Genomic DNA, 11,545 nt, shown 5'->3' on the forward strand with positions numbered 1-11,545 from the left:
CATGGCCACCGCAGTCGCCGCGGCCGAGGAGCGTGCCACGACGGAGTACGCCGCCCGCATCGGGCACGTGTCGAAGTCGTTCGCCGGTCCCGCCGGCCCCCAGCTCGTGCTCGACGACATCACCCTCGATGTCGCGCCGGGCGAGTTCGTCACCCTCCTGGGAGCCTCCGGGTGCGGCAAGTCCACGCTCCTGAACCTGGTGGCGGGACTCGACCGGCCGACCGCCGGGACGATCGAGACGCCCGGCGGGCGGCCCGCCCTGATGTTCCAGGAGCACGCGCTGTTCCCGTGGCTGACCGCGGGCAAGAACATCGAGCTCGCCCTGCGGCTGCGCGGGGTCGCCAAGGCCGAGCGCCGCGACCGCGCCGAGGAGCTGCTCGAACTGGTCCGGCTCAAGGGCGCGTACGGCAAGCGGGTGCACGAGCTGTCCGGCGGGATGCGCCAGCGGGTCGCGATGGCCCGGGCGATCGCGCAGGACAGCCAGCTGCTCCTGATGGACGAGCCGTTCGCCGCGCTCGACGCCATCACCCGCGATGTCCTGCACGACGAGCTGACCCGGATCTGGCGCGAGACGAACCTGTCCGTCCTGTTCGTCACGCACAACGTGCGCGAGGCCGTCCGCCTCGCCCAGCGGGTGGTGCTCCTGTCGTCCCGGCCGGGCCGGGTGGCGCACCAGTGGACCGTGGACATCCCGCATCCGCGCCGCATCGAGGACTCCGCCGTGGCGGAGCTCTCCGTAGAGATCACCGAACAACTGCGTGGGGAGATCCGCCGCCATGGCCAGCACTGAGACGTCCGAGGCCGACCGGGCGGCAAAGGCCGACGTGGCCGACAAGGCGGTCGGGGCCCCCGGGGACACCCACGATCTGGCGGGTCTGGAGGCCGGCCTCGACGCGCTGGAGACGGTGCAGAGCGGGCGCACCCCGCTGCGCGAGACCCTGGTGCAGAAGGTCCTGCCGCCCCTCTCGGCGATCGCGCTGGTCCTGGTCGTCTGGCAGGGGCTGGTGTGGGCCGAGGTCACCGACAGCACCAAGCTGCCCTCGCCGTCCTCGGTCTGGTCGGGCCTGCGCGAGCTGTGGCTCCAGGGCACCCTGCTCGACATCGTGTGGACCAGCGTCTCGCGCGGACTGCTCGGCTTCCTGCTCGCACTGGCGATCGGCACCCCGCTGGGGCTGGTCGTGGCGCGGGTGAGGTTCATCCGGGCGGCGATCGGGCCGATCCTCTCCGGCCTCCAGTCGCTGCCGTCGGTCGCCTGGGTCCCCCCGGCGGTGATCTGGCTCGGTCTGAACAACTCGATGATGTACGCGGTGATCCTGCTGGGCGCGGTGCCCTCGATCGCCAACGGGCTCGTCTCCGGCGTCGACCAGGTCCCGCCGCTGTTCCTGCGCGCGGGCCGCACCCTGGGCGCCACCGGGCTGCGCGGCACCTGGCACATCGTGATGCCCGCCGCCCTGCCGGGCTATCTGGCGGGTCTCAAGCAGGGCTGGGCGTTCTCCTGGCGCTCCCTGATGGCCGCCGAGATCATCGCGTCCTCGCCCGATCTGGGCCTGGGCCTGGGCCAGTTGCTGGAGAACGGCCGCAACAACTCCGACATGCCGGGCGTCTTCCTCGCCATCTTCCTGATCCTGATCGTGGGCATCGCGATCGACCTGCTCATCTTCAGCCCGCTGGAGCGCTACGTACTGCGCAGCCGCGGTCTGCTGGTGAAGAGCTGAGCCACCATGCGCACACCCGTCCTCCTCGTCATCGCCCACGGCAGCCGCGATCCGCGGCACGCCGCGACCGTGCACGCCCTGGTGGGGCGCGTACGGGCGCTGCGGCCGGGGCTGCGCGTGGAGACCGGCTTCCTGGACTTCAACGCGCCGTCGGTGCCGCGCGTCCTGGAACGGCTGGCCTTCGAGGGCGTACGGGAGGTGGTGGCGCTGCCGCTGCTGCTGACCCGGGCCTTCCACGCCAAGTCCGACATCCCGGCGGTGCTCGGCCGGGCCCCGGCGCGGCTGGACATCCGCGTCGCGGACGTCCTCGGCCCCTCCCCGCTGCTGCTGGCCACCGTGGAGCGACGGCTCCAGGAGGCCCTGTACGAGGCGGGGATCGCCCCCGCCGACAAGCGCTCGACCGGGGTCGTCCTGGCCTCGGCGGGCTCCACCGACCCGGAGGCGATCGCAGTGATCGCAGATGTAGCGCGGGAGCTGCGGCACACCGGTTGGTGCGCCGTGCGGCCTGCGTTCGCCTCCGCTGCTTCTCCCGGGAGTCATCCCCGCACGCAGGACGCCGTACGGGAGCTGCGGGCGGCCGGTGTGCGGCGGGTCGCCGTCGCCCCGTACGTCATCGCCCCCGGTTTCCTGCCGGACCGGATCGCCCGGGGCGCCGGGGAAGCGGACGTGCTGGCCGGGGTGCTGGGCGCGGCCCCGGAGTTGGCCCGGCTGCTGCTCGTCCGGTACGACGCGGCGCGGCCGCGGGCGCGGAGCCCGCAGGTGCTCAGCGCCTGACGGCTCAGCCCCGCAGCAGTTCGTCACCGAGCGCCGTGCGGGCGTACTCCACGCCCCGGCCGCGCCGGGCCCGGTGCAGCAGCCCCGCGTCGTAGAGCACCGACAGATGCTGGCTGACCGCGCCCGGGGTGACCTCCAGGCGCCGGGCGAGCTCGGTGGTGGTGGCCGGTTCGGCGAGCAGGGTCAGCAGCCGGGCCCGCGCCGGGCCCAGCAGGCGGACCAGGGCGCGGTCGCTGACCGGCGGCGGTGCCTCGCCGAGCGTTCCCCGGCCGTGCGCCGGGTAGTTGAGCACCGGCGGCAGGGTGGTGTCCACGGTGGTGATGGCGCCGCGGACGAACGTCGTCGGCATCAGCACCATGCCCCGGCCCGCCACCTGGATGTCGGCCGCGGGCCAGGTGTCCGGGACCGGGTGCCGCAGCCGCAGCACACCCGCGCGCCAGGACAGCCGCTTGTCGAGGTCCCGGAAGAGCCCGGCCGCCCCCTGCTCGGCCAGCACCCGCGACTGGTGCGCGAGATCGGCCTCCAGGACCGCCCTGGCCCTGGGCCACCAGTCGGGGGCGAGGCACTGCTCCCAGTAGCGGTCGAAGGCCGACGCGATCCGCTCCAGCAGGGCGGCCGGGTCGGCGAGCCCCCGGCGGATCACCGGCGGAAGCTCCGCGCCGGGCCCGAACGTGCGCCGGAAGTCGGGCCCGATCAGCTCCAGGGGCGTACGCCGCAACTGCGCCGACTGCTCGGCGAACGAGGGCCGTACGCGCTCAGGGCGGGGCGTGAGGAAGTCCGGCATGAAACCGTGCGGGGCGATGAGCGCGGCCAACAGCTCGGTGTCCTGGCGCTCGAACACCGGCCGCAGCCGGCGCAGCCAGGGCCGCTGGTGCGGGAAGCGGGAGACGTCCGCCCAGCCCCACAGCGAGAAGACGGCCTCCTGGAAGGGCGAGTACGCGAACGACGTACTGGCCAAATCCCCCACGCCGAACCTGAACTCGATCACTCCCGGCCCCCGCGCCCCGTCGACGGCCCGTCATCCCCGTGGCCCGTCATCCCTGCGGCTCGACATCCCGGTGGCCGGTCGTCCCTTTAGCCGGAGCCTAAATCAATGCCCCTGGCGTGTACACAACGGGTTGGCTGACCGTATGACCACCCGCACGGGGACCCGCCCCCGCTCCTCGGCCGGACGGGCCGTCGTCCCGGACGAGCCGGTGCTGCGCCGCCTCGCCCTGATGACCGGCCTCAACTCCTTCGGCAACGGCCTCTTCTTCCCGGTCAGCGTGCTCTACTTCACCCGTGTCTGCGGTCTGGGGGCGACCCAGGTCGGCTTCGGCCTCACCATCGCCGGGCTGTTCGGCGTCGCGGCGGGCATCCCGGCCGGGCGCGCCGCGGACCGCTGGGGCAGCCGCCGGACGACCGCGCTGCTGTGGCTGGGCTGCGGAGTGGCGATGGCCGGGTACTCCCTGGTCCACGGGTACGCGGGCTTCCTGGTGGCGGCCGTCTGCTTCGGCTCGCTCAACCAGGCGAGCTGGGGCGTCAAGGGGGCGCTCTTCGCGGACGTGCTGCCCGCCGCGACGCGGGTCTCGGCCCGCGGCTATCTGCGGATGGTCAACAACGCGGCGATGGGGCTCGGCGGCGCGATCGGCGCGGTGGCCCTCCAGATCGACAGCCGGGGCGCCTATGTCGCCCTGATCCTCTTCGACGCGGCGACGTACGCGATCCCCGCCCTTCTCGTACGCACCCTGCCGCTCAACGAGGCCGCCCTGGCCGCGCGCGGGGCGGACGGCAGGGCCGACACCCCTTCCGAGAGCCGCTGGCGGGCGGTCCGCGACCTGCCGTATCTCGCGGTGACGGTGCTCAACGCCGTGACGGCCCTCCAGTTCAGCCTGCTGGAGGTCGGGATGCCGCTGTGGATCGCCGGGAACACCGAGGCACCGCGGTGGTCGGTCGCGCTGGTGATGATCGTCAACTGCGTTCTGGTGGCCCTGCTCCAGGTGCGCGCGACCCGGGGCGTCGCGGACGTGCCGGGAGCGGTACGGGCGATGGGCCGGGCCGGGCTCCTCCTCGGCGCGGCGTGCGTGGTCTTCGCCCTGTCCGCCGGACTCTCCCCGATGGGGGCGGTGGCGGTGCTCGTGGCGGGCGCGGTGGTCCAGGTCCTCGGCGAGGTGCTGTCCTCGGCCGGCGGCTGGACCCTCGGCTACGAACTGGCCGACTCCCGCGCCCACGGCGTCTACCAGGGCGTGTTCAGCTCGGGCTCGGCGGCGGCGATGATGGCGGGCCCGGCCCTGGTGACGCTCACGGCGGTGGACCACGGCTTCGCGGGCTGGGCGTTCCTGGCGGCCCTCTTCACCGTGGCGGGCCTGGCGGTGGGCCCGGCGGTGCGGTGGGCCCAGCGGGACGGGGCGTGGCGGGGCGAGACGACACGGTGAGCCGCTCCGGGGGATACGCGCGCGATCACCGCGCGCCCCCCGAGGACGGCGGCCCGGCGTCCTGCCCCGCCGCGGTGGTGGCGGTCACCGTGGCCGCGGGCCCGTCTCCCGCCGCCGTGACGGCCGCGACCGTGAAGGTGTAGGAGGTCGCGCCCTCGCGCGGCAGGTAGTACACCGTGTGCGCGGACCGGTCGAGGTACCACTCGCCCGGCTGGTCGAGGAGTTCGTAGGTGTTCTCCACGTACGAGGGCCGGCCGCCGTTGGTGAGACGGCCCGGGCCGACCATGTTGACGGTGCGGCCGGGCCGGTCGGGGAACTCCACGCGCCGGGTGGAGTTGTCCCAGCAGGGCTGGACCATGGTGATGGCGGTGCCCCGCGCCGAGGCGATACGGCAGCGCGGCTCGGTCCACTGGCCCAGGCCGTCGCGCTCGGCGTTCCACAGCTCCTCGCCGCCGGTGTAGACGAACTCGGCGTCCGAGGGGCGGCGCCAGCGCGCCACGGTGTCGGCGGTGGCGGTGTACCCGGTCGCCGTCATGGTCGGACCGACCGGGACCTCGCCCCGGGCCCGCTGGGCGCGCACCCCGTCCACGTACAACTGCCGGGTGTCGGTGAGCCCTTGGGGAGCGGGGGCGGACCAGAGTCCGGGGCGCCCGGACACCTGCCGCCACCCCTCGACCCTGCGCCCGCCGCTGATCAGGGTCGAGTCCGCACTGGCGCCCTGCCAGACGACGCGGTGCCCGGCCGGGCCGGAGTCGCGCCCGTCGAGGACGAGCGGCCCGGTCGTCCGGTACGTCCCGGGGGCCAGGTGCACGGTGATGTCGCCGGGGTAGTGCGCCGAGCCGTAGTGCGCGGCCTTCTCGCGCGCCAGGTCGCGGGCGCGGGTCAGGGTGCGCACGGGACGGGCCGCCGTGCCGTCGTCGGCGTCCCGGCCCGAGGGCGAGACATGGACGTCGGCGGTGCGCGGCGCCGCCCGGGACCCGGCCCCCGCCGGGGGCATCGGGCCGGGGCCGGTCAGGACCAGGGCGGCGAGCAAGGCGGTCAGTACGGCTCGTACGGGCGTGCTCCGGAGCGCGGGCATCCTGCCTCCTCGGGGGTCGAGGGAAACATAGGAGCACTGGCCCGAAGGGGTCAACGCATGCGGTCGATATTCTTGGCGGCGCCTCCCAACCGACGCTATTCATCGGATCACTCAGGGCGTATCAGTCGAAGCGGAGACCGCCGGTCCGCGTCCGCTTGAGCTCGAAGAAGTCCGGGTGGGAGGCGATCACCCGGACACTGTCGAAGAGCCGGGCCGCCTCCTCGCCGCGTGGGATGGAGCTGAGCACCGGCCCGAAGTAGACGCTCCCGTCGAGGTGCATCGTCGGCGTGCCGACGTACGCCTCCGCCGCCGGGTCCCTGCCCTCGTCGTGGCGGCGGCGCACCGCCTCGTCGTACGCCGGGTCGTGCGCGGCCCGCGCGAGTGCCGCCGGAAGGCCGAGCTCGGCCAGCGCCTGGGTGATGACCTCGTCGAAGTCCTCGTTCTTCTGCTCGTGTATCCGGGTGCCGTACGCGGTGTACAGATCGCGCAGCACACCCTCCCCGTGGTCCTGCGCGGCCGCCACCGCGACCCGTACGGGACGGATCGACTTGTCGACCAACTCGCGGTACCAGGCGGGCAGTTCGTTGCCGATGTTGTGCAGGTACAGGCTCATCACCCGGAACCGGAGGTCGATGTCCCGGTGCCGCTCGACCTCCAGCATCCAGCGCGAGGTGATCCAGGCGAACGGGCAGGCGGGGTCGAAGTAGAAGTCGACGGTGGTGGGGCCGGTGCGCTCGGTGGTGTCCATAGGACGAAGGTAGCGACGGAGTGGACCCGGGGTCCGGGCCATTGGCGCATCGGTCCACTGGGCCACTTGGGGCCGCCGGGGGCGGCCCCCGCCTCTTCGGCCGCTCAGCCGCCGGTCATCTCCACGAGGGCCTTGACCGTGTTCCAGTTGCGGGCCGTCGCCTCGACACCCTTGAGCAGGGCGGGCTTCGCCAGTGCCTCGGCGAGCTTGGAGCGGCCGATGCCGTCGGGCGCGTACAGATAGAGGACCCGGTCGCCGAGGCGGAAGGCGTCGGGCAGGAAGGCCTTGGTGTCGATGCCGGCGAAGCGCTCGGGATCCACGGGGCCGGAGAAGAACGTGGCGTGCAGCTGCCGGCCCTCCAGCTCGTCCGCCGGGAACGGGCAGGCGTCCACGACCGCCCTCAGATAGGCACCGGTGCGCACCAGGCAGGCGACCTGGAACCCGAAGTGCTTCCCGATGGCCCCCTCCAGGGCGGCGGCGAGCGCGTCCGGGTCGTGGGAGTCGCTGCTGAAGACGGCGTTGCCGCTGTTCAGATACGTGCGCACGGAGCCGTGGCCGAGCTCGGTGAGCAGCGCTCTGAGCTCGGCCATCGGGACCTTCTTGGTGCCGCCCACGTTGATCCCGCGCAGCAGGGCGGCGTACATCGTCGTCATGTCCACACAATAGGACGGCCCCCGTGCCTCGTGGGGGATGGCACGGGAGCCGACCTTCATGACCGCCGGGGCGTGGTTACTCGACGACCTTCAGCAGCTTGTTCGGGGTGCCGGCGCTCGGGTTGGTGATCTTCCCGGCGGTGGCACCGCCGGTCAGCGCGTCCGAGACCTGGGCCGGGGTGGCGTCCTTGTGGGCGGCGAGGTAGACGGCGGCGGCGCCCACCACGTGCGGGGTCGCCATCGACGTGCCCGAGATCGTCTTGGTGGCGCCGTCGTCGGTGTTCCAGTCGGAGGTGATGTCCGAGCCGGGGGCGTAGAGGTCCACCACGGAGCCGAAGTTGGAGAAGTCCGACTGCTGGTCGTCCTTGGTGGAGGAGGCCACGGTGATCGCCTCCTTGACCCGGGAGGGCGAGCCCTGGCCCGCGTCGGCCGACTCGTTGCCCGCCGCCACGGCGAAGGTGACGCCGGAGGCGATGGCCTTCTGCACGGCCGTGTCGAGCGCGGGGTCGGCGCCGCCGCCGAGGCTCATGTTGGCGACCGAGGGGCCCTTGTGGTTCTTGGTGACCCAGTCGATGCCCGCGACGACCTGCTCGGTCGAGCCCGAACCCTGGTCGTCCAGGACGCGGACGGCGACGATCTTCGCCTTCTTGGCGACGCCGTGCGCGGTTCCGGCGATGGTGCCCGCCACGTGCGTGCCGTGGCCGTTGCCGTCGTCGGCGGTGGTGTCGTTGTCGATGGCGTCGAAGCCGGAGGTGGCCCGGCCGCCGAAGTCCTTGTGGCTGACGCGCACACCGGTGTCGATGACGTAGGCGGTGACACCCTCGCCCGCGCTTTCCGGGTAGCTGTACTTGCCGTCCCCGGCGGTCTCGGCCTGGTCGATCCGGTCGAGCCCCCACGAGGGCGGACCGGCCTGCTCGGCGGTGATGTGGAACTTCTTGTTCTGGACGACCGTGCCGACGGCCGGGTCGGCGGCCAGCCGCTTGGCCTCGGTCTGCGAGAGCCCGCTCGCCGAGAAGCCGTTGACGGTCGAGGCGTAGTCGCGCTGGAGGGTGCCGCCGTACTCGTCGGCGAGCTTGCGCTTGGCGTCCGCCGAGGCCTTCTCGTCCAGCAGGACGATGTAGCTGCCGTCGATGGCGCCCTTGGCGTCCAGGCCGTACACCGTGCCCTCGGCGGGCGCGGCGGCGCCCGCCATCTGGGTGGTCATGACCGTGACACCGGCCGCCGCCGCCACGGCGGTTATCCCGGCCGTGAGCTTGAGGCGGCTCTTGCGCTTGTGAGTTGCCATGAAGAGGGGTCTCCTCGCCAGTTTTTGTGGGGGGTTGGCCTACCGGATGGAAACCTTCCGGGCGGCTCTTTCGAAACCCTTGCCGATGGACGAGCGCAGATCAAGAGATCCAGAAAGCTGTGACTTACACAACAAGGTTTCGTAATAAAAAACAGGCCACCGCAGGTCAACTCGGGTGTTGTGCAGGCTTGGTGCACACACCGTGGCGACCCCGGCGTGGACCTTCCCTCGCAAACACCTTTACGTGTAAGGGGCTTGAATCCCTTGTGTAGGGGATGCCCCCACTTCGCAGGGAGTAGATACCGAGGACCCGGTTCACCAGGGAGCACGAGGAGACGGCCGGATCCAGCCCCTACCGTCGTAACCGGATGGCGGCGCAGGGCTGCCATCGTCTGTCAGGGGGGCGTCTCACCATGGTCAACGGAGTCACAAGAGTGCGCGGCGTGGCCGCGCGGGCCGGTGGGTGGAGCGCCCGCCACCGCTGGGCGGCGGTGGTGATCTGGGTGCTCTTCGTGTTCCTGGCCATGGGGATCGGCTCGGCGGTGGGGCGCATCGACGTCAAGGACAACCAACTGCCCGGTGAGGTCGGCCAGGCGCAGAAGATCATCGATGACGCGGGGCTGAAGGAGCCGGCCGGCGAGACCGTCTTCGTCCAGGCGCTCGACGGCTCCGTCAAGGCGACCGACCCCGTCTTCCGCACCGCCGTGGACGAGGTGATGAAGGCGGTCGACGGCACCGGCCAGGTCACCAAGGTGACCTCCCCGTACACCGCGAAGACCCTCTCCAAGGACGGCCGCAGCGCCCTGATCCAGTTCGAGGTGCGCGGCGACGCCGACACCGCGCCCGACCGCATCACGCCGGTGCTCGACGCGGTGAAGAAGGTGCAGGGCGAGCACAAGGAGCTGCGGATCGAGGAGATCGGCAGCGCCAGCATGGGCAAGACGTTCGACGACGCCTTCGGCGACGACTTCAAGAAGGCCGAGTACTCGGCGGTGCCCGTCGCCCTCGGCATCCTGCTCATCGCCTTCGGCGCGCTGGTCGCGGCCTTGCTGCCGGTCGCCCTCGCCGTCACGGCGATCATGGCCACCATGGGCCTGATGGCCATCGTCAGCCACCTCCAGGCGATGAGCGACACCGCCAACTCCGTGATGCTCCTGGTCGGTCTGGCCGTCGGCGTCGACTACTGCCTCTTCTATCTGCGCCGCGAACGCGAGGAGCGCGAGGCCGGACACGACGCCCAGACGGCCCTGCGCATCGCCGCCGCCACCAGCGGCCGGGCCATCATCGTCTCCGGCGTCACCGTCTGCGTGGCCATGGCGGGCATGCTCTTCACCGGCCTCGCCGAGTTCGAGGCGATGGGTCTGGCCTCCCTGATGGTGGTCGCCGTGGCCATGGTCGGCTCCGTGACCGTGCTGCCCGCGCTCCTGTCGCTGCTCGGCGAGCGCGTCGAGAAGGGCCGGCTGCCGTTCCTCAACCGCGTCAAGCGCGGCAGGCGCAACCGTGGCGGCGAGAGCCGGGTGTGGCGCGCCGTCCTCGGCGCGGTGCTGCGCCGCCCGAAGGCCGCGCTGGCACTGGCGGCGGGCGCGCTGATCGCGATAGCCCTCCCGGCGGTCGGCATGCACACCCAGAACCTCACGCTCGACCAGGAGTTCGGCGACTCCCTGCCCATCGTCGGCACCTACGACCGGGTCAACCAAACCTTCCCGGGCGGCGCCAGCCCCGCCAACGTCGTGATCAAGGCCGCCGACATCAACGCCCCGGAGGTCAAGCAGGCCATCGCCGACTTCCGTACGCAGTCGATCAGCCGGGGCGCCTCGGACGGCCCCATCAAGATCACCCTGCACAGCGCGGAGAACGTGGCGGTCGTCGACGTCCCGCTGATCGGCGGCTCCGACCAGAACAAGGCGGAGAAGAGCCTCGACCTGCTCCGTGACCACATCCGCCCCGACACGCTGGGCAAGGTGCGCGGCCTGGAGGCGCCGATCACCGGCCAGGTCGCCGGGTCCAAGGACTTCAACGCCCGGATCGTCGGCGCGGTCACCCCGGTCTTCGCCTTCGTGGTGGTCTTCGCCTTCCTGCTGATGCTGCTCTGCTTCCGCTCGCTGACGATCGCGATCACCTCGATCGTCCTCAACCTCCTCTCGGTGGGCGCGGCCTACGGCATCCTGACCGCCGTCTTCCAGCACGGCTGGGGCGCCTCACTGGTGGGCGCCGAGGGCGTCGGCGCGATCGTCTCGTGGCTCCCGCTGTTCCTCTTCGTGATCCTCTTCGGCCTGTCGATGGACTACCACGTGTTCGTGGTGTCCCGGATCCGCGAGGCCCGGCTCCAGGGCCGCTCGACCCGCGACGCCATCCAGCACGGCGTGGTGACCACGGCCGGTGTGGTCACCAGCGCGGCGATCATCATGGTGGCGGTCTTCGCGATCTTCGGAACGCTCTCGATGCAGTCGATGAAGCAGATGGGCGTGGGGCTCGCCACGGCCGTGCTGATCGACGCCACGGTCATCCGGGGCGTGCTGCTCCCGGCGGTCATGGTCCTGCTGGGCGAGCGCAACTGGTACATGCCGAAGTGGCTGCGCTGGCTGCCCGACCTCACCCACGACGAGTCGGCCGTCGCCCCGCCGGTCACGGCCACCCACGGCGACGAGGACCGCGACCGGATCGTCCGGGTCTGACGCGACGCGGTGTGAAGGGTACGGGCGGGGGGGGGGGGGGGGGGGGGGGGGGGGGGGGGGAAAGGGGGGGGGGGGGGGGGGGGGGGGGGGGGGGGAAACCCCCCCCCCCCCCCGCCGCGTTCCGCCTCACCGGGGCTCACCACCCGGACCCTCGCGACTCACCGGAGCTCCCTGGGAGTCGCTGGGATTCGCTGGGACTCCCC

General features: G+C 72.3%; 10 protein-coding genes. 5 read left to right on the forward strand and 5 right to left on the reverse strand.

Annotated elements, in window-relative coordinates:
* Nucleotide 1 precedes the first annotated feature (1 nt).
* The 3 genes from AC069K_RS18620 to AC069K_RS18630 are packed head-to-tail and all read left to right on the forward strand — an operon-like array spanning nt 2 to nt 2,489.
* The gene (locus AC069K_RS18620) at nt 2-790 is read left to right on the forward strand and encodes an ABC transporter ATP-binding protein (RefSeq protein WP_365103043.1); all 789 of its coding nucleotides are present in this window, start codon (nt 2-4) and stop codon (nt 788-790) included.
* Complete coding sequence (locus AC069K_RS18625; RefSeq protein WP_365103046.1) at nt 777-1,715, forward strand: ABC transporter permease; 939 nt, start codon at nt 777-779, stop codon at nt 1,713-1,715. Before AC069K_RS18620 ends, AC069K_RS18625 begins: the two co-directional genes overlap by 14 nt.
* Before the next feature lie 6 nt (nt 1,716-1,721).
* Nucleotides 1,722-2,489: a sirohydrochlorin chelatase gene (locus AC069K_RS18630; RefSeq protein ID WP_478617456.1), complete on the forward strand. Its 768-nt coding sequence runs from the start codon at nt 1,722-1,724 to the stop codon at nt 2,487-2,489.
* Nucleotides 2,490-2,493: 4 nt separating this feature from the next.
* Here AC069K_RS18630 and AC069K_RS18635 read toward each other — a convergent pair whose 3' ends face one another.
* Nucleotides 2,494-3,477, reverse strand: coding sequence for an ArsR/SmtB family transcription factor (locus tag AC069K_RS18635; protein WP_365103052.1), 984 nt, complete (start codon nt 3,475-3,477; stop codon nt 2,494-2,496).
* 142 nt (nt 3,478-3,619) lie between these two features.
* Here AC069K_RS18635 and AC069K_RS18640 point away from each other — a divergent pair, with 142 nt between their 5' ends.
* Entirely contained in the window at nt 3,620-4,903 is a 1,284-nt protein-coding gene (locus tag AC069K_RS18640) for an MFS transporter (protein ID WP_478617460.1), read from the forward strand.
* Nucleotides 4,904-4,928: 25 nt separating this feature from the next.
* Here AC069K_RS18640 and AC069K_RS18645 read toward each other — a convergent pair whose 3' ends face one another.
* The 4 genes from AC069K_RS18645 to AC069K_RS18660 all read right to left on the reverse strand — a co-directional run bounded on the left by AC069K_RS18645 (nt 4,929) and on the right by AC069K_RS18660 (nt 8,667).
* Nucleotides 4,929-5,981 carry a hypothetical protein gene (locus AC069K_RS18645; protein WP_478617462.1) on the reverse strand — a complete coding sequence of 351 codons (1,053 nt, stop codon included), beginning with the start codon at nt 5,979-5,981 and terminating at the stop codon, nt 4,929-4,931.
* 121 nt (nt 5,982-6,102) lie between these two features.
* Nucleotides 6,103-6,729, reverse strand: coding sequence for a mycothiol-dependent nitroreductase Rv2466c family protein (locus AC069K_RS18650; RefSeq protein ID WP_365103060.1), 627 nt, complete (start codon nt 6,727-6,729; stop codon nt 6,103-6,105).
* Nucleotides 6,730-6,833: 104 nt separating this feature from the next.
* Entirely contained in the window at nt 6,834-7,382 is a 549-nt protein-coding gene (locus tag AC069K_RS18655; RefSeq protein ID WP_478617466.1) for a DUF1697 domain-containing protein, read from the reverse strand.
* Nucleotides 7,383-7,458: 76 nt separating this feature from the next.
* The gene (locus tag AC069K_RS18660) at nt 7,459-8,667 is read right to left on the reverse strand and encodes a S8 family peptidase (protein ID WP_478617469.1); all 1,209 of its coding nucleotides are present in this window, start codon (nt 8,665-8,667) and stop codon (nt 7,459-7,461) included.
* A 413-nt stretch (nt 8,668-9,080) separates the two neighbouring features.
* Between AC069K_RS18660 and AC069K_RS18665 the strand changes: the two genes are divergently transcribed.
* Nucleotides 9,081-11,342: an MMPL family transporter gene (locus tag AC069K_RS18665; protein WP_478617472.1), complete on the forward strand. Its 2,262-nt coding sequence runs from the start codon at nt 9,081-9,083 to the stop codon at nt 11,340-11,342.
* The last annotated feature ends 203 nt before the right edge of the window (nt 11,343-11,545 follow it).

The organism is Streptomyces sp. NPDC043908 (genome assembly GCF_056435525.1).